Source organism: Spongiactinospora rosea, from assembly GCF_003315795.1.
Taxonomy (GTDB): Bacteria; Actinomycetota; Actinomycetes; order Streptosporangiales; family Streptosporangiaceae; genus Spongiactinospora; species Spongiactinospora rosea.
Genome location: NZ_QMEY01000001.1, coordinates 743,822 through 763,907, shown reverse-complemented (window position 1 = coordinate 763,907; position 20,086 = coordinate 743,822). Strand labels below are relative to the sequence as shown.

Here is a 20,086-nt window from a genome sequence, read left to right as displayed (position 1 = left end):
GGTGCCTCACCCTTTCCGTAGCGTGATCACGGTCCACGCACCGAGCTGGATGCGGTCGCCGTCGCCGATCGGCACCGGCACGTTGGGCGGCAGCGCCTCGCGCGAGCCGTTGACGGTCGTGCCGTTGGCCGAGCCGGGATCGACGAGCATCCACGACCCGTCGGGCTGGGCGAGCAGCACCGCGTGCAGGTGGGAGACCCCCGGGTCCTGTGGCGGGCCGGTCAGGTCGATCTCGGGGCTGAGGTTGCGCGAGCGGCTGCGCCGCCCGATCATGACCTGCTGGCCGCTCAGCGGGAACCGCCGCTCGGGGCAGTACGGCGGGAACGGCACGCTCGCCGCGTCCGGGCCGCCCTGCCCGATGACGGTGTTGTAGTAGCCGCGGTCGGCGGTGACCACGGCCTCCCACAGACCGGCCTGCGGCTCCGCGACCGGCGCGGGGGGCACTTGCGGCATCGGAGGCACCGGCTGCACCGGCGGCGCTGTGGGCGCGGACAGCGGCGGAGTCGCCGTGAACGTGGCCGTCGGCTGGGGCGGCGACAGCCGCGCGGACTGCCCCGCCGCCCGGCCCTCAAGGAGGGCCTGCACCGACTGCGCCTGCTCGGCCATCCGCACCGCGCCGGACATCTCGCTGGCGTAGTCGTAGCCGCAGTCCTCGCAGAAACGGCCCGTTCTCGGCGCGTCGCAGTCGGGGCAGACCGTGCGCTCGCCCTCGCCCCCCGAGGTCGCCGCGGGGGCGGCCGGAGGAGCCGAGGGCGCGGACACGACCGGGGCCGCGGCGGGGGCCGCGCCCCCCATCGCCGTCCCGCAGATGTCGCAGTAGTCCGTGGCCTCCGACTCGTGGCCGGATGGACATATCGCCATCGCTGGTGCTCCTCCTCACTCTCGGGTCTCGGGTCTCAGGGCGGGCCGTCAGCCCTGGGGCTCCTTGCGCATCCGCGCCGTACGCACCGAACCGGTGTCCAGCGCGATCTCGGCGGCCTTCGCCACGTCGGGCTTGAGCCGGGCGGTACCGCTCTCGGGGTCGTAGTCGATGACCTTGTCCAGCAGCTTGGCGGTGTCGCCGTTGCCGGACTGCTGGGCGATGCCCCTGGCCCGGCCGAGCCGGGCGGTGGCCAGCTCCAGATCGCCGTCCTTGCGGGCCTGCAGGCCGTCCTGGATGAGCTGGGCCAGCTCCTGCTGGCCGGTGTAGTGGGCGACCCTGGGGTTGATCCTGGTGGAGGCGACCGGGTCGGCGCTCCACTCGGCCAGTACGTTGCCCGCGGCGAGCTGCGCGCCGGTGTCGGGGACCATCACCCGCACCCACGCGGCCCGCATCTCCTGCCCGACCGTGCCCGGCTGCACCTGGATCGCCAGGTGGTACTCCCGCGACTCCGCGCCCCACGAGCCCGTCGGGTAGTCGCCGTCCAGCGGCCCGGAGGGGGTACGGCGGGCGGTGAGGTCCTCCAGCGTCGGCGAGACCTGCTTGAGGAACTTGAGCGAGGCGTTCTGCGGCGTGCGCACCCGCAGCACCACGTCGGCCACCGCCTTGCCCATCGCGGTCTGCGTCATCGCCCGGAAGTCGGCCTCAAGGTCCTTGGGGTCGGGGATGTCGCCGACCGTGCCGAGCAGCGCGGACGCGACCTTGCGCAGCTCGGCCACCACCCAGCCGTCGCCGACGCCGCGGCAGTCGCAGACGAACTTGCCGGTGCAGTACGCGAGGTCGGCGTCGAACTCGCGGGCGTCCTGGTGCTCGTTCTTGCCGTCGGTGAGCAGAATCGCGTGCTTGATCGCGTGCGGGAACGGCTGGAACAGGTCGGCGGCCAGCCGCAGCCAGCGGCCGATCGCGGTGCCGCCGTCGGCCTCCATCCGGCTGATGGCGGCCTTGGCCGCCTCCCGGCTGCCCCGGTCGGTGGGCACCAGGCGGCGATCGTGCGGGAAGATCATGTGTGCGTAGGCGGTGCCGGAGACGATCGCGAAGTGGACGCCGTCGCGCAGGGTGTCCACGGCGGCCATGGCCGCCTTGCGCGCCTCGTTGATCTTGCCGTAGGACATGGAGCCCGAGGTGTCCACGATGATGACCTCGGCCGCCTGCTGTTCCTGCGCCATGCGCTCCACCGGCCCGGCGGCCTCGACGGTGAGGACCGCGTGGACCTCCGTGCCGTCCATCGGGAGGTACTTGTTCTGGTCTACGCGTACGGTGAACTGCGGCTGCTCGGTCACTTGGGCGTGCTTCCCTTCTCGAACGGGATCACCAGCACGGTGATGTTGTCGCGGCCACCTGCGTCGTTGGCGAGCCGTACCAGCGCCTGGGCGGTGGCCAGCGGGGCGCGGGCCGCGTCCTGGGCCGCCCTGGCCATGTCCTCGGGAGCGGGCAGATAGCCCCAGAGGCCGTCGCTGCACACCAGCACCACCCCGGGCCCGTCCGGCTCGAAGGTGCGGACCTGCGGGATCACCTCGCCCGCGTCCGCGCCCAGCCAGGCGGTCAGCATCCCGGACTCGGTCGCGTCGTCGAGGGTGAGCCTGGCCGGGGTGCCGCCCAGCCAGTACGCGCGGCTGTCGCCGACCCAGCCGATGGTGACCCGGCCCCTGCCGACCACCGCCGACACGAACGTGCAGGCCGGCGCGTCGTGCAGGGTGCCCAGCACGGCGATGGCCTCGGCGGCCCTGGCCACCGCGGCGCGGGTGGCCTCCACCGGGCCGCTGCCGCCGCGCAGCTCCTTGACCATCGCGGACGCGCCCGCCTCCACCGCGGCCAGCGAGCCGTCGTCGGGGCGCGGCGAGGAGGACACCCCGTCGCACACGATGCCCGCGACGACCTCGGCGTCCACCGCGACCAGCGCCATCGCGTCCTCGTTGCGGCTGTGCCGCCTGCCGCGGTCGCTCACCCCGGCCGCGCGGCCCGCCTCGACCTCGGCGTGGTCACGGGCGGTCGGCTGGCGCAGGCCGCAGCGCTCACAGTAGCCCTCGGCGTCGATGGCGGCGGCCCCGCAGGCGGTGCACGCGCCGGGGGCGCCCGCCTGGAGCGCCCGGCCGCACTCCTCGCAGAAGGTCTCCCCGGCCAGCACCGGATAGCCGCAGTGGGGACAGTTGCCGCTCATCTCACACCCACGTTCTCGGGCGCACGGCGTTGGCCTTGTCGACGTACGCGTGCCGGTCTTCGATGGCCCCCGACCCTCTGGCCAGCTCGCGGTAGACGCCTTCGAGGCGGCGCCGCACGCCGGTCTCGCTCAGCTCCGCGCCGAGCAGCGGCGGGCCCGCCGTGCCGCGCTGACCGCTCGCCGTGACCCAGCCGAGCGCGACCTCCAGCAGCTCGGCGGCCAGCCGGTTGTGCCGCCCGGGGTCGAGGTCCAGGTCGGTCAGCCGTTCGCCGGCGACCATCAGGTCATCGGCGGGGAGCGCGTTGGGCTCACGCCCGCGTACGGCCAGCGCCACCGCCGCCATCTGCGCGGAGACGTAGTGGCTGGAGGTGGTCGGCACCTCGTCCAGCACCCGGGTCGCCGACGCGCGGTCTCCGACCGCCAGGCACACCCGGGCCAGCCCGAACGCGGCGCTCACGTACGCCCGGTCGGTACGCCAGACGGCCGCGTAGTGCCGCCCGGCCTCGTGGTGGTCGCCCGCGCACTCACGGGCGAAGGCCAGCGCCATCCGCGGCGCGCGCTCACCGGGCATCCGGTAGTAGACCTCGTCGAAGAGCCGCAGCGCCTCGGCCAGGTTGCCCCAGGCCAGCTCGCGCAGCCCGTGGTACCACAGCACCCGCCAGTCCCACGGGGCCTCGTTGGCGGCCTGCTGCAACACCTCCGCCGCCCGCGGGTTGCGTTGCTCGATCAGCGCCCTGACCAGCGCCAGCCGGGTCTCCAGGGTGGCGACCGGGGCGGCGTCCAGCATGCTGACCAGGTCGTCGAGGGTTCGCGCGGTGATGCCCGCCAGGTAGCCCGCGGCCTGGTCGCCGGGATCGACCAGCGGCGTGGGCAGCGCGGCCACCGCCGAGTCGGCCCCGAGGAGGTCGAGCACCTGGCCGCTCTGCGCGCCGTCGGCGGCGAGCGTGGTGGCCGCCGCCAGGCGCTCCGGCCCGAACTCGGTGGACAGCGCCGGTCGCGGCCTGCCGTCCTCGGCCGCCCTGATCTCCCGCAGGATGCCGGTGAGCTGCTCGGACATCTCCTGGGCGCTCTGGAAGCGGCGGCTCGGCACCGGATCGGTGGCGCGGTGCAGGAAGCGGTGGAAGGACTCGTACGCGGCGAGCAGCGGCTGCCGGTCGGGCGTGGGCAGCGGGGCCTCGCGGTTGTCCGCCGCCGGGCTGAACGGCATGCACAGCACGGCCAGCATGCGCCCGACCGTGTAGAGGTCGGAGCTGACCGAGGGGCCGTCCTTGGCGATCTCCGGGGCCTGGTAGCCGACCGTGCCGTAGATGGAGCTGTCCTGGTCGTCCACCCGGCGGACCGCGCCGAGGTCGATCAGCTTGAGCTGGTCCTCGACCTGGATGACGTTGGCGGGCTTGAGGTCGCAGTACAGCAGTTGCCGGTCGTGCAGGTAGTCGAACGCCTTCAGGACCTCAAGGATGTACGCGATGGCCTGGCCGACCGGCAGCGCGTCGCGGTTGCCGCTGGCCGACAGGCGGGCCTTCAGCATGTCCTGGAGCGACTGGCCGCCGACGTACTCCATGACGATGTAGCCGACCATCGTCCCGGTGGTCGGGTCGGGGTGCTGCACGAAGTTGAAGATCTTGACGATGTTGGCGTGGTCCACGCCGGTCAGGAACCGCCGTTCGGCCTCGGCCGCTAGCAGCGCCTCCACGTCGCCGGTGTCCAGCAGGCCCTTGAGCACCACCCACCGGCCGTCCAGGTTGAGGTCGGCGGCCAAGTAGATCCAGCCGAGGCCGCCGTGCGCCAGGCAACCCTTGACCTCGTACTGCCCGGCCACGAGGTCGCCGTCGGCCAGTTTGGGGGTGAAGGAGAAGCGGGTGCCGCAGTGCGGGCAGAAGCCTTCGGCGCGGCCCGGCCGGTCGCCCTTGGCCCGGCCCACCGGCTTGCCGCACGAGCCGTTGGAGCAGAAGCGCTTGTGCTCGGGGACCTGCGGGTCGCGCAGCACGACCAGCGCGGGGTCCCGGTAGGGCACCGGCGGCACCTCGACCAGGCTCGCGCCGAGCGAGCTGCGCCGCGAGCGGGTCGAACTGGTGCCGCGCCCGCTCACCGGGCCGGTGGAGGGCGCGGTGCCGAGGTCGATGCCCCGGCCGCGCCAGCCGGCGGAGACCGGGGCGCTGCCGCCCTGCCAGCCGGACACCGGCGCGCTGCCCGGCCGCTGCGGCATCGACGGCGGCGCGGCCTGCTGCTGCAAGGGTGGTGGCGGGGGCGGGGGCTGGACCTGCCCGGTCTGGGGGTACGGCGGGGCGGGCTGGGCGTGCCTGCCGCCGGAGCCCGGCTGCGCCGGCCCCGAGGGCGGCGGCGGATAGGCGGGGGCGCTCCCCTGCGGCGGGGCGGGCGGTCCGCCTCCCGGCGGCGGGTAGGCAGGCGCGCTGCCCTGCGGCGGGTACGCCGGGGGCGGGTAGGCCGGGGCGCTTCCCTGCGGGGGGTACGCCGGGGCGCTGCCCGGGGGCGGGTAAGGCGCGCTCCCCTGCGGCGGGTACGCCGGAGCGCCGCCCGGGGGCGGGCCGCCCGGTGGGGCGGCGTGCCTGCCGCCCGCGGAGCGTTCCTGCGGCGGCGCGGCAGCCGGGGGCATGCCGCAGGTGTCGCAGTAGCCGTCCTCCATGGTCCCGGTACAGCCGGGCTGGGTGCACGCGCTCATCCGGCCTCTCCCATCCGCTTGATCGCCCGCTGGTACGCGGCCACCGCCACGGTCGACTGGCGCAGGTCGCACGGTGCCGTCCAGAGCAGTTCGCGCGCCTGCCGATAGAGGTAGGCCAGCGCCGAGTCCTCGCCCATGCCCAGGCGGACCGCCTTGGCGCGGAACGCCTCCAGCCTGCCGCGCAGCTCATCGCGCCGGTCCAGCAGCCCGGTCACGTGGGCGGTGGCGGCGCGGGCCTGGTCCAGGGCGGCGGCGGTGGCGCGCTCCAAGTCGGCGAGCCGTTCGGCCAGCTCGGTCCAGTCGGCCCGGCCGTACAGGCTCGTCAGCGCGGCCAGCCGGTCGGCGAGGGTGGCGGCCTGGCCGGGCAGCGCGGGCAGCACCGGAGTAGCGATCTTGATGAGCGCGGTCTCGCAGGCCGCGCGGGTCTCCGCCTCGGCGTCGGCCACCCCGGAGATGCGCACGGCCACCTCGTCGGCCCGCCGCTGGTAGTCGTCCTTGATGCGCAGGGCCTGTTCGAGCACGCGGCGGCGTTCGGCCAGCGCGGCGAGCATCCCGTCGAGGGCCAGCAGCTCGCGCGGGTCGCCGCCGGCGTAGGCGAGCGGGTCGGCACGGGCCTCGTCACGCAGTCTGAGCAGGTCGGCGCCGATGCGGTCGAGTTCGTCGTCCGTGCCGCCGAGCCGGGTGAGCACGTCGGCGGCGGCCCGCAGGGCGGCCTCGGCCTGGTTCAGGCGGGGGGCGAGCACGCTCCACGCGGCGTCGGCGGCGGCGACGGTCTGCGCGCTGCCCTGGTAGGCGGTGTCCATCCGGGACATGACCTGGTCGAGCGTGAGCCATTCCGCGGTGGGGCGTACGAGGGAGCGCCGCTCCACGGGCACGTCCTCGACCTTCATCTCCACCGACGGGCCGCGCAGCAGGTCGGTGAGGGTCTCCAGCTCCGATCCGCCCAGCCGCCGGCCGCCGTCGGCGATCTCCTCGGCCCGCGCGAGCACCCGGCTGTAGGCGTCGAACAGCCACCACAGCGTGGCGATGCCGGCCTGCGCCTCCTCCCAGCGGCGTTCGGTCTCCCCGCCGAGGGCGGCGCCCTTGAGCAGCTGGTGGCCGGGGTGCTGTTCCAGGTCGAGCAGGTCGGCGGACAGCCGGTCGCGCTCACCACGACGTCGCCGGAGGGCGTCTCGCACGTCCTCGGCGCTCATGGGCGGCCCGCTCGTGCCCACCGCTCTCCCCCGCCCCACACTTCATCGCCCCGCGTAGACCGCCCTGCCGGGTGATCTCCTCAGTCTTGGACAGTCCACGAGACCGATTAGTTTGCCGTTTTTCTCAATCTTTGTACATCGGGGTCCCGCATGCGAACCGGTTCATCGGCGCGCCGTACTTGTGTGACCCCTCCGTGACCCTGTCATAGCGCCCGGGCCCGGGCATAGATCCCGCCGCCTCGGGAACGTGCCGGTACTGAGCATCCACGCAGCGCATCTAGGGGGAAATCATGCTGCAGGGCAAGTCCATCGCCTTCCTCCTCGCGCCCGAGGGCGTCGAGCAGGTCGAACTCACCGAGCCCTGGCGGGCGATCCAGCGGGCCGGCGGCACGCCACGGCTGATCTCCACCAGGGCCGGGCGGGCACAGGCGTTCAACCATCTCGACAAGGCCGACACCTTCGAGGTAGACGCGACCGTCGACCAGGTCTCCCCTGCGGACTTCGACGGCCTGGTGCTCCCGGGCGGCGTCGCCAACCCCGACTTCTTGCGCACCGACCAGAACGCGGTGCGGTTCGTCCGCGGATTCTTCGAGGCGGGCAAGCCGGTGGCGGCCATCTGTCACGCTCCGTGGACGCTGATCGAGGCCGACGTCGTACGCGGCCGTACGCTCACGTCCTGGCCGAGCCTGCGAACCGATCTGCGCAACGCGGGCGCGACCTGGGTCGACGAGGAGGTCGTCATCTCCACCGACGGCCCGAACCTGCTGGTCACCAGCCGCAAGCCGGACGACCTCAAGGCGTTCTGCCAGGCCGCGGTGGACGCCATGGTGGCGGTCGAACCCTGACCGGCTCCCGCACCCGGCGCGAAAACGCCTGTAACGCCACGGAGTCACCGGCAGATCAACGGTCTGACCACAGGCCAAGGGGGGCTCCTGGATGCCCGATCCGTCCGCGGACCCGATCCCACTGATCACCGCCTGGGCCGGAGGCCCGGTGACGATCACCGAGATCGAGGGCGGGCGCGGCCACCGCGTGGCCCGGATCGACGCGGACGGCGGCCGGCGCTGGCTGCTGCGCGTGCTCGACCCCGGGGTGGCGGCGGCCGGGCTCGGCCTCGAACCGGAAGAGGAGATCGCCAACACCCGGCAGGCGGCGGTCAGCGGCGTCGGGCCGCAGGTCGTCCACCGGCTGGCGGGGCTGCCGGCGCTGCTGCTGGAGTACGTCGAGGGGCGGGCGCTGGACGGCGCCGCCGTACGCGAGCCTGACCTGATCCCGGGCATCGCCCGGGCGTGCAGGCGGCTGCACGCGGGACCGGCCTTCGCGAACGACTTCTCGATCTTCGCCGAGCTGGAACGGCTGCTGGGCCTGTGCACGCGGCACGGGCTGGCGGTGCCGGACGGGTACGCCGAGCGGCTGCCCGCCGTGGCCGACATCGAGCGGGCCCTCGCGCACTGGCCGCCGCCCGCCGTGCCGTGCCACAACGGCCTGCTGCCGGAAACGCTCATCGCGACGGAGGGCGGCGAGGTGCGGATCATGGACTACCGGCTCTCCGGCAACCACGACCCGGCCTTCGACCTGGGCGCCATCGCCGCCGAGGCGGACTATCCGGCCGACCTGGTGCCGATGCTGGCCGCCGCCTACTTCGGCGGGCCGGACCGGCGGCTGTTCGCCAGGGTCACGCTCTATCGGATCATGTCGGATCTCGTCTGCGCACTGCGGTCGGCGGTCCGGTGCGGGCTGCTGGACGGACCGGCCGATCCCGGCGCGGCGGCGAGGCATCTGCGGGCCGTACGCGACCTGGACGACCCGGCCTTCGGCCGGCTGATCGACGACGCCCGGGGCCTGCCGTCCTTCTGACCTGGCGGGTCAGACGGCGGCGGTCGCCTCGAAGGCCGTGGCCACCCGTACGCGCGCCTCGTCCATGCCCGCCGGGCACTCCTCGCGGCTCAGCGAGGTCATGTCCACATCCGGCATGCCGCAGGCCACCGCCCACTGCCACGGGGTGAGGTCGCCATCGACGTTGAGGGCGAACCCGTGGCTGGTCACACCCCGGCTCTGCCGCATGCCGATCGAGACGATCTTGCGCCCGGTACGGGCCGTCCACACCCCGGTGAGCAGCTCGGAGCCGGGCGGGGTGTCCCGGCGCTCGGCCTCGACGCCGAGCGCCCGCAGCGCCTCCACCATCCGCAACTCGACCTCACGGACGTAGTCGACGATGCCCTCCGTCTCGCCCAGCTTGACGATCAGGTAGCCGACGAGCTGGCCGGGGCCGTGGTAGGTGAGCTGGCCGCCCCGGCCCGTGGCCACGACCGGGATGTCGTGCCCGCCGACGGGCAGGTGCTCCGGCAGCGTGCGCTTGCCCACCGTGTAGACGGCGGGGTGGCTCAGCAGCCAGAGCGTGTCGGGGCGCGCGTCCCGCTGCCGCTCCTCCACCAGGGCGGCCATGCGCTCCATGGCCTTTTCGTACTCGACCAGGTCGTCCTGGATCATCGACAGCGGCCGTTGCCTCATGCGGACAGCTTAGCTCCGGGAGTTTTACTGGTAGTAGGGCGCGGAGGGGCCGCCCGTGACGGGGGCCTTACGGATGAAGATCCACATGAGCAGGTAGATGATGAACTGCGGCCCCGGCAGGATGCACGAGAGCACGAACAGCAGCCGCACCACGTTGGGCGACCAGCCCAAGCGCTCGGCGATGCCGCCGCACACACCCGCGATCACCTTGTGTCGTCTTGACCGGTACACCTTTTGTTCCTCCCGCTGTTTTGGTCTCACTCGGGAAAACGCCCGGCCAGGGATCGGCGTTCCGACTGACGCCCCTGACAAAACCCTGACCTCATCCCTGAGACCGAACCCCCCGCTACCCTGAACCCCTCCGTTCACGCGGCCGATCCCCCAGCCACGCCCCCGCCCGATCCACGTCGTCCCTCGTCAGCCCGCGCTCGGCGGACACCTGAACGAGCAGGAATTCACCGACGTCGGAGCGGTGGCGCAGATACTCCTCATCCGCCTCCGAGACCGCGTCGTCGAACCACACGAACGGCCGCCCGGCGACGTAGTCGGCGACGTACGGGGTCTTGAACATCTCGCCGAAGCCGCGGCCCCGCGCGGGGGGCGCTGAGGGCGGCATCGGGATCACCGGGAGGGTGGGCAGGCCGAGGGGTGGGCCGATCCAGTCGTTGGCGGCGTCCTCCCAGGTCGTGGCCCAGATGAGGGCGGCTCCGGTGTTCTGGGCCAGGGTGAGGAGCCAGGTGCCGTGGGTGCGGTTCAGCCGGACCTTATATAACGTTCCACTAGTAACGCAGTCATATGTCCGAAAATCGCCGCGTTGACGGCCGGTCGGATTGAGCACCCCGTCCACATCTACCAGCAGCAACGGCTGTTCTGCCATGGTCCTTATGGTACGGCCGAGCAATTAGTCCGGGGGTTCTGGCGAAGCGCGGTCTGGCAGGTTAAGTTCCCCTAAGCATGCTTCGGGGGTTTGCAATCCTTACCTCGCTGGAGGAACCCTATGCGGTTATCGCTGCGCCAACGCGTGGTCCGTGCCGTCACCCTGGCCACGGCTCTCGCGTTGCCACTGGCCTTCGCGCCACCGGCGTCGGCACAGTCCGGCCCTGTGGCCGACATCTTCGCCAAACTCCTGGAGAAAACGGTCACCGGGGCGAACGTCAAGAAGCACCTGGACGCCCTGCAGTCCATCGCCGACGCCAACGGCGGCAACCGTGCCGCGGGTTCGCCGGGCTATGACGCCTCGGTCGACTACGTAGCGGGCAAGCTGCGCAAGGCCGGGTACCGGGTGAAGACCACCGATGTGCAGTTCCCCAAGAGCTGGGAGGAACTGTCCCCGCCCGTCCTGGAGCAGGTCGCACCGACGCCGACCAAGTACGCCACGCCCGCGGACTTCGTCACCGTGATCTCCTCGGGCTCGGGTGACGTGACCGCCGAGGTACAGGCCGTCGATCCGACACTGCCGCCCACGCCGTCGCCGAGTTCGACGGCGGGCTGCGAGGCCTCGGACTGGGCCGGGTTCGTGCCCGGCAGGATCGCGCTCATCCAGCGCGGCACCTGCCCGTACGTGCAGAAGGCCGACAACGCCAAGGCCGCGGGCGCAGCGGCGGTGATCTTCTTCAACGAGGGACAGCCGGGCCGCACCGACGCCTACGCCTTCGACATCGGCGAGTGGCGCTACGGGTTCCCCGTGGTGTTCAGCAGCTTCTCCGTCGGGTCCGCCCTGGCCAACTCGCCGGGCACCCGCGTGCGCGTCCGGACCGACACCAAGGTCGAGGTCGCGACCACCAGGAACGTCATCGCCGAGACCCGCGGCGGCGACCGCGACAACGTGGTCATGGTCGGCGCGCACCTGGACAGCATGCCGGAGGGTCCGGGCATCAACGACAACGGCTCGGGCACCGCGGCCGTCCTTGAGGTCGCGCTGCGGCTCAAGCACCTCCCGGTGCGCAACAAGGTGCGGTTCGGCTTCTGGGCGGCCGAGGAACTCGGTCTGCTCGGCTCCGAGCAGTACGTCGCCGAGCTGTCCCCGGCCGAACGCGACCGGATCAGGCTCTACCTGAACTTCGACATGGTCGCCTCGCCCAACTACGCCTACAAGCTGTACGACGGCGACAACTCCGACAATGTGGGCTTCCCGGCGGGCCCGGCGGGATCGGCGCAGATCGAGCAGCGGCTGGCGAAGTACTTCGACCGCCGCGGCCTCGGCCACGTCGGCACCGACTTCGACGGCCGCTCCGACTACGGGCCGTTCATCGCCAACGGCATCCCGGCCGGCGGCATCTTCACCGGGGCCGAGGGCACCAAGACCGAGGCCGAGGCGAAGCTGTTCGGCGGGCAGGCGGGCGCCCCGTACGACTCCTGCTACCACGTGGCCTGCGACACCATCACCAACATCAACAAGAGGGCGCTGGACGTCAACTCCGACGCCATCGCGGTGGCCACCGCCACCTACGCCTTCGACCTGTCGTCCATCCCGAGGCGCGCGGCCACCGCCGCCGCCACCACCGGCACGGCGGTGCCGCTGAGGGGGACCTCGGTCTCCTGACCGCACCGCGCACGACGGGCCCCGGCGCACAGCCGGGGCCCGTCCCTGTTTCCCGGACGGGTTTCCCGGACGGCCTCCGAGCACCGACCGACATGTCTTGAAACCGGGTTCGGATAACCGGTGACGAACTCCCGCGTTTCCCCCGGAACCCTGACCCGCTACAACGACCGGCCGCGCCGCCTCCCAGCCTCCGCTAGCCTCGCCTTCTCACATACTTGTCGGACCCGCCGCCCTTCGGACCCGGAACGGCGCGGCATCACCGTGGAAGGTGTCTTCGCTTGATCGGCTGGTTTGAGGCGACCGTACTGGGCGTCCTGCAGGGGCTCACGGAGTTCCTGCCGATCTCCTCCAGTGCCCATATCCGTGTCGTGTCCGCCTTCTTTCATTGGCCGGACCCCGGCGCGGCCTTCACCGCGGTGATCCAGCTCGGCACCGAGGCCGCGGTGCTCATCTACTTCCGCAAGCGGATCTGGGACATCATCAGCACCTGGACCCGTTCCCTGTGGACCCCCCACCTGCGCCAGGAGCAGGCCGCCCGGATGGGCTGGTTCGTGATCGCGGGCAGCATCCCGATCGGCGTGCTCGGCCTCGCCTTCAAAGACCAGATCGAGACCGTGGTCCGCGACCTGCGCCTGGTCGGCACCTGCCTGATCGTCTTCGGCCTGCTGCTCGCCCTGGCCGACTACATGGCCCGCAACAAGCTCACCCTGGACCAGCACCTCAACCTGCCGCACGCCGTCACCTACGGCCTGGCGCAGGCGCTCGCGCTGATCCCCGGCGTCTCGCGTTCCGGCGGCACCACGGGCGCGGGCCTGATCCTCGGCTACCGCCGGGAGGAGGCGGCCGAGTACTCCTTCCTGCTGGCCATTCCCGCCGTGCTCATGTCCGGCCTGTTCGAGCTGCGCGAGATCGACGGGGCGCACGCCCCCGCCTGGGGTCCGACCATCCTGGCCACCGTCATCTCGTTCGCGGTCGGCTACGGGATCATCGCGTGGTTCCTGCGGTTCATCAGCACCCACCGGTTCACCAGCTTCGTCATCTACCGGGTCGCGCTCGGCGTCCTGGTCATCGCGCTGGTGTCCTTCGGCGTGATCCCCGCCTGATCCGCCGCCTTCCTCCGGGTTGGTTCCGGGTTGGTCACCTTTGCGAGCAGGGCCCGTCTGGTCGCCTAAACGATAGCTTGCTATCGTTTAGGCGAGGACAAGCGTGGCCCCGAAGGTGCATAACCCAGGAGGAACCATGAGCGAGTCTGCGGTCCTGCCGTTCCATATGCGGCGGACGGCTTTTGATCCCGCCCCCGAGCTGGCCGAGCTACGCGAGGCGGACGGGGTGCGTAAGATGCAGACCCCGTACGGCGAGTTGTGGCTGGTCACCCGGTACGCGGATGTCCGAGCGGTGCTGTCGGACACGACGAGATTCCCGATCATCGACACGCCTTTCGAACAGGCGGGGGAGCTCTCGCCGGAGGATCTGGCGAAGTTCCGGGCGGGCAACCTGCTCGCGCACGACCCGCCCGAACACAGCCGGCTGCGCCGGATGCTGACGCCGGAGTTCACCGTCCGGCGGATGCGCAGGCTGGTGCCGCGGGTGGCGGAGATCGTGGAAGACCAGCTGAACGCGATGGAGCGGCACGGCCCGCCGGTGGACCTCGTCACCGAGTTCGCGCTGCCCATCCCGTCGCTGGTGATCTGCGAACTGCTCGGCGTGCCGTACGAGGACAGGAACGAGTTCCAGGAGCGCTCCAGTCAGATCCTGGACGTGTCCATCCCGCTGGACAAGCGGCTGGCGATGCGCGAGGAGTCGCGGGAGTACATGGCCACGCTGGTCGCCCGCGCCCGCGCCGAGCCCGGCGATGACCTGCTCGGCATGCTGGTACGCGAGCACGGCGACGAGCTGACCATGGACGAGCTGGCCGGCATCGGCCACCTGCTGCTGGTGGCCGGGCACGAGACCACCTCCAACATGCTCTCCCTGGGTACGCTGGCCCTGCTGCGCCATCCCGAGCAGGCCGAGCTGCTGGCCAAGGATCCGGAGCGGGTCGAGGACGCGGTGGAGGAACTGCTGCGCTGGCTCAGCATCGTGCACAGCGGCACCCACAAGCGGGCCGCGGCCGACACCGAGCTGGCCGGTCAGACGATCCGGGCGGGCGACCGCGTGGTGTGCGTACTGCCCGCCGCCAACCGCGACCCCGGGCTGCTGGACGGCCCGGAGAGGCTGGACATCACCCGGGAGAGCACCGGGCACGTCGCGTTCGGTCACGGTGTGCACCACTGCCTGGGCGCGCCGCTGGCCCGGATGGAGATGCGGGCGGCCTTCCCGGCCCTGCTGCGTCGTTTCCCCGGCCTGCGGCCGGTGGGCGAGCCGCGGTTCCGCACGTTCAGCATCGTGTACGGCCTCGACGAGTTCAAGGTGGCCTGGTAGGTCCACCGGCCCCTGCTACCGTTCGCCCTGTGCAGCAGAGGCGGACAAAGGACCAGACAACCCCCCAGACGCGACGGGCGGACGCGCAGCGCAACTTCGACAGGATCGTTCGGGCCGCGCTCGAAGCCCTGGAGAAGGACGGCCCCGCCGTACCGCTGGACGAGATCGCCCGCCGCGCCGGTGTGGGGGTGGCGACCGTCTACCGGCGGTTCGGCGACCGGGACGGCGTGATCGGAGCCGCGTTCGAGACCTACTTCGCGGAGGAGATCGAACCGGCCGTGCTCGCCGCCCGCGCGGCGCCCGACCCGAGGCGCGGGCTGGCGGAGGCGTTGACCGTGGCGGTGGAGGCGATGCCCGCGCACCGGTCGCTGCTGGCCGCCGCGCGGGAGTCGGGGGCGTTCACCGTGGAGATCGCCGAGCGGTTCATGGGACCGCTCGGCGAGGTGCTGGCCGCGGCTCAGGGGCGCGGCCTGGTACGCGGCGACCTCATGACCCGTGACCTCGCCGCCATCGTGGTGATGACGTGGGCGACCGCCCACGAGGGCGACGCCCTGTGCGCCGACCCGCGCCGCTACCTGGCCCTGCTGCTGGACGGTACGCGCCCGTCCCCCGAGCCGCTGCCCGCCCCCGCCGCCATCCATCCCTTCACCGGGAAAGCGCCGACCCCATAGGGGGGCGTGCACACCATCCGCCCGCGCGCACACCACTGGACCGAACGCCGTTCATCGACTTGTTGACGCCGCTCGCAGAGTCCCCTGACTGGGGACGTGTGAACCGGGGATGTGGTCATGGTGGCTGAGACGTGCGCCCGGGAGGCGCGGTTCGAGGTGTCCGGCGGGCCGGAGGCGATCGGCGCGGCACGCCGGTTCGCCGGCCGGGCGCTGGCCCGCTGGGGGCTGGCCGAACTGACCGACGACGTGACGCTGATCGTGTCCGAGCTGGTCACCAACTCCCTGGCGTACGGGAAGGGGCCGATCACGCTGACCCTGTGCACCGACGGCCGCACCGTGCGCGGGGAGGTCGGCGACCACGGCCCGGCGCTGCCCACGCTGCTGCCCGCCGACCTGTTCAACGAGCACGGCAGGGGGCTGATCCTGGTCAACGCCTACGCCGACGACTGGGGGGTCGAGCCGTGGCCGCACGGCAAGTCGGTGTGGTTCGTCCGCCACGCCGAGCCGGTGGGCGCCCTGGTCCCCCAGCCGGGCTGACGGACCGGCCGGTCAGGGGTCAGGGATCGGGTGAGGTCGTGAGGCCGCGCAGGCCCGCGACGAGGGCCTTGGAGTCCCACTGCGCCGCCACACCCACCGACCCGCCCCGCTACCCGGCATGGGCGTGCAACCACTCCAGCCCCGAGGCCGCGCCCGCGAGGGCCGAGATGTGCCCGTCGCCGGGCGTGAGCCGCAGTTGGGCGGACCGGCAGCGGCGGGCCAGCCACTCGCCGTGCGCGGCGGGGGCGATCCGGTCCTTCTGGCCGTGTAGCAGCAGGACCGGGGCGCGCACCTCCGCGGGGTCCGCGCCCCAGGGGGCGACGTAGGCCAGGTCGTCGTCGATCAGGCCGGTGGACCCCGGCGCGGACCCGGCCTCGGCCACACCGTTCAGCCAGGCCCACTCACCGGCCAGCGCGGCGTGGTCGGCGGCCGTGAACATCTCCGGATCGAACTCCGCCGCCGCCTCGAACCGCTCCTTGGCCGCCCGGCCCGCGACGGCCGCGTGCAGCGAGGCCGCGCTCGCGGGCCCCATCCCCGCGAACCAGTCGAGGTCGCCGGCGTCGAGCGGTGCCAGCCCGGCCACACTGAGCACAGCGGTCACCCGGCCGGGCCGGGCCGCCGCACCGGCGAGCGCGTGCGAGCCGCCACCGGAATGCCCGGCCATCGCGTACCGCTCGACGCCGAGCACGTCGGCGACCAGCTCCGCGTAACGGCCGGCGGACGCCAGGTCGCGCCCCGGCGCGGGGGTCGATCGGCCGTAGCCGGGACGGTCGTAGGAGACCCACCGGACGCCGAGCCGGGCGGCGGCGGGGAACAGCGGTTCGGGGGGCGTGCCGATGTTGGGCGTGCCGTGGTGCCAGATCACCGTGAGGTGTTCGCCCGGTCCGCCCGGATCGACGTCGTAGGCGTGCAGCACGCCGCCGCCGGGCACCGCCACGTCGAACTCGGTCAGCACGGCATCGCTCACCAGCGGGTGCCGGTGATGCGCTCGTACGCCTCGATGTAGCGGTCGCGCGTGGTCGCGACGATGTAGTCGGGGACCTCGGGGGCGGGGCCCTTCTTGTCCCAGCCCGTGCCGGCGGCCCAGTCGCGCAGGTACTGCTTGTCGAAGGCGTACTGCGGGCCGCCCGGCCGCCAGCCGGCCAGCGGCCAAAAGCGCGAGGAGTCGGAGGTCAGGACCTCATCGCCGAGGGTGAGCACGCCCTCGTCGTCCCAGCCGAACTCCAGCTTGGTGTCCGCGATGATGATCCCGCGCTCCCGCGCGATCTCGGCCCCCCGCCGGTAGACCTCAAGGGTCAGCCGCCGCAGGTCTTCGGCGACCTCCGGCCCTTCCTGGGCCATCACGTCGTCGAGCGTGATGAACTCGTCGTGCTCGCCCATCCGCGCCTTGGTGGTGGGCGTGAAGATCGGCTCGGGTAGCCGGGAGCCCTCCTCCAGGCCGTCCGGCAGCGCGACGCCGGACACCGCGCGGTCCCGCTCGTACTCCTTGAGCCCCAGCCCGGCCAGGTAGCCGCGGGCGATGCACTCGACCTGGACCATCCGCAGCCGCCTGCAGCGCACGGCCCGCCCGGCGAACTCCTCCGGCACGTCGGTGGCCGAGATCACGTGGTTCGGCACGACGTCCGCCAGCTGCTCGAACCACCACAGGGTGAGCCGGGTGAGGACCTTGCCCTTGTCCGGGATGGGCGTCGGCAGGATCGCGTCGTAGACCGAGACGCGGTCCGAGGCGACCAGGATGATGTCCCCCCGGTCCTCGTAGACGTCGCGTACCTTGCCGGAGTGGAGAAGCTTCACTGCGCTCCCTGCTTGTCTTTGAGCCGTGGCTGCGCGCGGGCCCGCCGGGGGGCCGGGGCGCGCGCGTAGCTCAGGCTAGCCGCTTCGGCCCGGCGCTCATTCCGCGGGCGACGGATCGGTGGACAGGGTCTCGGCCAGGGCGCGCATCACCCCGACGTACTCCGACAGCACCTCGTCGTCCACGGTGGACTTCACCAGGCTGACCGCCACCGCCGCCGTCGTGGTCGAGGCCCCCGGCACCGTGATGGGCACCCCCAGGCACACCATCCCCGGCGCGGTCTCCTCGTCGTCGATGGCGTACCCGCGTTCGCGGGTCTTGCGCAGATCCTCGATCAGCAGGTCCACGTCCACGCCGGAGGAGGACGGCAGCGAGTAGATCTCCCGGACCTCCGCGTCGGTCACCGTGCTGAGCGCCGCCTTGCCGCTGGCCGTGGTGTGCGCGGGCAGCCGCATGCCCAGGTGGTAGTTGACCGCGAGCGGCCGGTTGCCGGGGCGCTGGGCCAGGTAGACGACCTCGTGCCACTCGCGTACGGCGAGCACCACGGTCTCCCTGGCGTCGGGCAGGGCGTCCCGGCAGGCCCGCATGAACAGCGCGGGCAGCCCGCCGCGCGTATATCGCTCGGCGAGTGCCAGGATGCCCGGCCCGAGCATGTATCGGCGCTCGGGGGTGCGGTGCGCGAGCCCGGCCTGGCGCAGGGTGGTGCAGATCGCCAGCGCGCTGCTCGGCGGCAGGCCGAGGGCGCGGGCCACCTCCGACAGGGTCATCCCCTCGGGGGCCGAGGCCAGCAGTTCCAGGATGCGCGCCGCCCTGGCGACGGAGGGCACGGTGGCGGCGCCGTCCCGGGAACCTGCCATGTCCCTCACTCCCTCGCTGCCTGCGGCGTTTCGGTCACCGCTGGCATGGTACGGCACCGCTGTGCTTGACATTCATCCCCAGTTTGCACATATATGAAAAGTACGTCAGCCCTCTGAACGATCGGAGACCTCCCGCATGAGCATCGTCGATCACTTCGTCGCCGGGCGGCCCTTCGCGGGCTCCGGGGATCGCCTCGGGCCGGTGTTCGACCCGGCGCTCGGCGTCGAGACCAAGCGGGTACGGCTGGCCGCCCCCGCCGACGTGGACGCCGCCGTGGACGCGGCCACCGCCGCCTTCCCGGCCTGGCGGGACATGTCCTGGGCGCGCCGCCAGGAGGTGCTGTTCAACTTCCGTGAGGCGCTGAACCGGCGCAGGCGCGAACTCGCGGAGATCATCACCGCCGAGCACGGCAAGGTGCTCTCCGACGCCGAGGGCGAGATCGCCAGGGGGCAGGAGGTGCTGGAGTTCGCGCTCGGCATGCCGCACCTGGCCAGGGGCGGCTACTCGGAGAACGTCAGCACCGGGGTCGACGTCTACAGCGTGCGCCAGCCGCTCGGCCCGGTGGCCGTGATCAGCCCGTTCAACTTCCCGGCCATGGTGCCCATGTGGTTCCTGCCGATGGCGCTGGCCACCGGTAACACGGTCGTGCTCAAGCCCAGCGAGAAGGACCCCTCGGCGGCCGGCTGGCTGGCCGCGCTGCTCAAGGAGGCGGGCCTGCCCGACGGGGTGTTCAACGTGCTGCACGGCGACAAGGTCGCGGTGGACGGCCTGCTCGACCACCCCGATGTCCAGGCGGTGTCGTTCGTCGGGTCCACGCCGATCGCGCGGCATGTGTACGAGCGCGCGACCCGCGCGGGCAAGCGCGTCCAGGCGCTCGGCGGGGCAAAGAACCACATGCTCGTGCTGCCCGACGCCGACCTCGACATGGCCGCCGACGCGGCGGTGAACGCGGCCTTCGGCTCGGCCGGCGAGCGGTGCATGGCGATCAGCGTGCTGGCGGTGGTGGACTCCGTGGCCGACGACCTGATCGGCCGGATCAGGGCCCGGATCGGCGGCATCAAGGTCGGCGACGGCCGCCGGAACTGCGACATGGGACCGCTGGTCACCGGCGAGCACCGCGACAAGGTGGCCGGGTACATCGACGAGGCCGAGAAGGACGGCGCCGAGGTGGTCGTGGACGGCCGCGACGTACGGGCCGACGGCGCGGCCGAGGGCTTCTGGCTGGGCCCGACGCTGATCGACCGCGTCGGCCGGGACTCCCGCGTCTACACCGACGAGATCTTCGGCCCGGTGCTGTCGGTGGTCCGGGTGCGCGACCTGGCCGAGGGCATCCGGCTGATCAACGACGGCGCCTACGGCAACGGCACCGCCGTCTTCACCACGAACGGCGGCGCGGCCCGCACCTTCCAGCGCGAGGTCCAGGCGGGCATGATCGGCATCAACGTGCCGATCCCGGTGCCGGTCTCGTTCTACTCGTTCGGCGGTTGGAAGCAGTCGATGTTCGGCGACACCAAGGCGTACGGCGAGCAGGGCGTGCACTTCTTCACCAGGGAGAAGGCGGTGACCTCACGCTGGCCGGCGACCGGCACGCGGGAGTTCGACCTGGGTTTCCCGCAGAACGCCTGACCTCCCCCGCCGATGTACGGCTTGCCGTTGACGCTGATAGGCGTGAATATAACGGTGGCCAAATGCGTCGGCGGGGGCATGGGAAAACATGGGCAATAGGCGGCAAAATCGGAAAGCGACTTCGTCCACCAGTAAGCAGAACGTACCGGAGACCTCCCCCTCAGAAAGGGCGGATGAC

General features: G+C 72.3%; 18 protein-coding genes and 1 pseudogene. 8 read left to right on the top strand and 11 right to left on the bottom strand.

Translation table 11 applies throughout. From position 1 onward, the window contains the following. Window positions 1-6: 6 nt before the first annotated feature. From DP939_RS03945 to DP939_RS03925, 5 genes are read right to left on the bottom strand one after another with little or no spacing between them, the layout of a single operon-like run. Window positions 7-861 carry an FHA domain-containing protein gene (locus DP939_RS03945; protein ID WP_113978932.1) on the bottom strand — a complete coding sequence of 285 codons (855 nt, stop codon included), beginning with the start codon at window positions 859-861 and terminating at the stop codon, window positions 7-9. Between the two features lie 48 nt (window positions 862-909). Next, window positions 910-2,199, bottom strand: coding sequence for a VWA domain-containing protein (locus DP939_RS03940; protein ID WP_225878030.1), 1,290 nt, complete (start codon window positions 2,197-2,199; stop codon window positions 910-912). Next, window positions 2,196-3,077 carry a protein phosphatase 2C domain-containing protein gene (locus tag DP939_RS03935; RefSeq protein WP_113978929.1) on the bottom strand — a complete coding sequence of 294 codons (882 nt, stop codon included), beginning with the start codon at window positions 3,075-3,077 and terminating at the stop codon, window positions 2,196-2,198. The genes DP939_RS03940 and DP939_RS03935 overlap by 4 nt, the downstream gene beginning before the upstream one ends. A 1-nt stretch (window position 3,078) precedes the next feature. Further along, window positions 3,079-5,757 (bottom strand): serine/threonine-protein kinase, encoded by a 2,679-nt coding sequence (locus DP939_RS03930; protein ID WP_225878029.1) that lies wholly within the window; start codon window positions 5,755-5,757, stop codon window positions 3,079-3,081. Beyond that, window positions 5,754-6,950: a hypothetical protein gene (locus DP939_RS03925; RefSeq protein WP_147267856.1), complete on the bottom strand. Its 1,197-nt coding sequence runs from the start codon at window positions 6,948-6,950 to the stop codon at window positions 5,754-5,756. Before DP939_RS03925 ends, DP939_RS03930 begins: the two co-directional genes overlap by 4 nt. Window positions 6,951-7,240: 290 nt before the next feature. Here DP939_RS03925 and DP939_RS03920 point away from each other — a divergent pair, with 290 nt between their 5' ends. Continuing rightward, window positions 7,241-7,795 (top strand): type 1 glutamine amidotransferase domain-containing protein, encoded by a 555-nt coding sequence (locus DP939_RS03920; RefSeq protein WP_113978924.1) that lies wholly within the window; start codon window positions 7,241-7,243, stop codon window positions 7,793-7,795. 91 nt (window positions 7,796-7,886) lie between these two features. After that, the gene (locus DP939_RS03915; RefSeq protein WP_113978920.1) at window positions 7,887-8,807 is read left to right on the top strand and encodes a protein kinase family protein; all 921 of its coding nucleotides are present in this window, start codon (window positions 7,887-7,889) and stop codon (window positions 8,805-8,807) included. A 9-nt stretch (window positions 8,808-8,816) separates the two neighbouring features. Here DP939_RS03915 and lipB read toward each other — a convergent pair whose 3' ends face one another. From lipB to DP939_RS03900, 3 genes are all read right to left on the bottom strand, one after another. Further along, entirely contained in the window at window positions 8,817-9,461 is a 645-nt protein-coding gene (gene lipB / locus DP939_RS03910) for a lipoyl(octanoyl) transferase LipB (protein ID WP_113978917.1), read from the bottom strand. A 24-nt stretch (window positions 9,462-9,485) separates the two neighbouring features. Beyond that, a complete protein-coding gene (locus DP939_RS03905) occupies window positions 9,486-9,692 on the bottom strand; it encodes a PspC domain-containing protein (protein ID WP_113978914.1) in 207 nt (68 codons plus the stop codon). A 115-nt stretch (window positions 9,693-9,807) separates the two neighbouring features. After that, complete coding sequence (locus DP939_RS03900; protein ID WP_113978912.1) at window positions 9,808-10,338, bottom strand: HAD domain-containing protein; 531 nt, start codon at window positions 10,336-10,338, stop codon at window positions 9,808-9,810. A gap of 120 nt (window positions 10,339-10,458) precedes the next feature. Between DP939_RS03900 and DP939_RS03895 the strand changes: the two genes are divergently transcribed. From DP939_RS03895 to DP939_RS03875, 5 genes are all read left to right on the top strand, one after another. Beyond that, window positions 10,459-12,003: a M28 family metallopeptidase gene (locus DP939_RS03895; protein ID WP_113978910.1), complete on the top strand. Its 1,545-nt coding sequence runs from the start codon at window positions 10,459-10,461 to the stop codon at window positions 12,001-12,003. Between the two features lie 278 nt (window positions 12,004-12,281). Beyond that, window positions 12,282-13,106: an undecaprenyl-diphosphate phosphatase gene (locus DP939_RS03890; RefSeq protein WP_225878028.1), complete on the top strand. Its 825-nt coding sequence runs from the start codon at window positions 12,282-12,284 to the stop codon at window positions 13,104-13,106. A gap of 136 nt (window positions 13,107-13,242) precedes the next feature. Further along, on the top strand, window positions 13,243-14,424 hold the full coding sequence (locus tag DP939_RS03885; RefSeq protein WP_113978908.1) for a cytochrome P450: 1,182 nt from the start codon (window positions 13,243-13,245) through the stop codon (window positions 14,422-14,424). Window positions 14,425-14,453: 29 nt separating this feature from the next. Then, on the top strand, window positions 14,454-15,095 hold the full coding sequence (locus tag DP939_RS03880; protein ID WP_113978905.1) for a TetR/AcrR family transcriptional regulator: 642 nt from the start codon (window positions 14,454-14,456) through the stop codon (window positions 15,093-15,095). A 117-nt stretch (window positions 15,096-15,212) separates the two neighbouring features. Next, window positions 15,213-15,632: an ATP-binding protein gene (locus DP939_RS03875; RefSeq protein WP_113979491.1), complete on the top strand. Its 420-nt coding sequence runs from the start codon at window positions 15,213-15,215 to the stop codon at window positions 15,630-15,632. A 109-nt stretch (window positions 15,633-15,741) separates the two neighbouring features. On the opposite strand, the gene DP939_RS03870 is transcribed toward DP939_RS03875, so the two are convergent. From DP939_RS03870 to DP939_RS03860, 3 genes and pseudogenes are all read right to left on the bottom strand, one after another. Next, window positions 15,742-16,599 carry an alpha/beta fold hydrolase gene (locus tag DP939_RS03870; protein ID WP_199564913.1) on the bottom strand — a complete coding sequence of 286 codons (858 nt, stop codon included), beginning with the start codon at window positions 16,597-16,599 and terminating at the stop codon, window positions 15,742-15,744. Further along, window positions 16,596-17,432, bottom strand: a pseudogene (locus tag DP939_RS03865) (phosphoribosylaminoimidazolesuccinocarboxamide synthase); the annotation flags it as partial. The pseudogene DP939_RS03865 and the gene DP939_RS03870, both read right to left, overlap by 4 nt. Window positions 17,433-17,522: 90 nt before the next feature. Next, window positions 17,523-18,281, bottom strand: coding sequence for an IclR family transcriptional regulator (locus tag DP939_RS03860; protein WP_158578454.1), 759 nt, complete (start codon window positions 18,279-18,281; stop codon window positions 17,523-17,525). A 136-nt stretch (window positions 18,282-18,417) separates the two neighbouring features. On the opposite strand from DP939_RS03860, the gene DP939_RS03855 reads away from it, so the two are divergent. After that, on the top strand, window positions 18,418-19,908 hold the full coding sequence (locus DP939_RS03855) for a CoA-acylating methylmalonate-semialdehyde dehydrogenase (protein ID WP_113978897.1): 1,491 nt from the start codon (window positions 18,418-18,420) through the stop codon (window positions 19,906-19,908). Window positions 19,909-20,086: the final 178 nt, after the last annotated feature.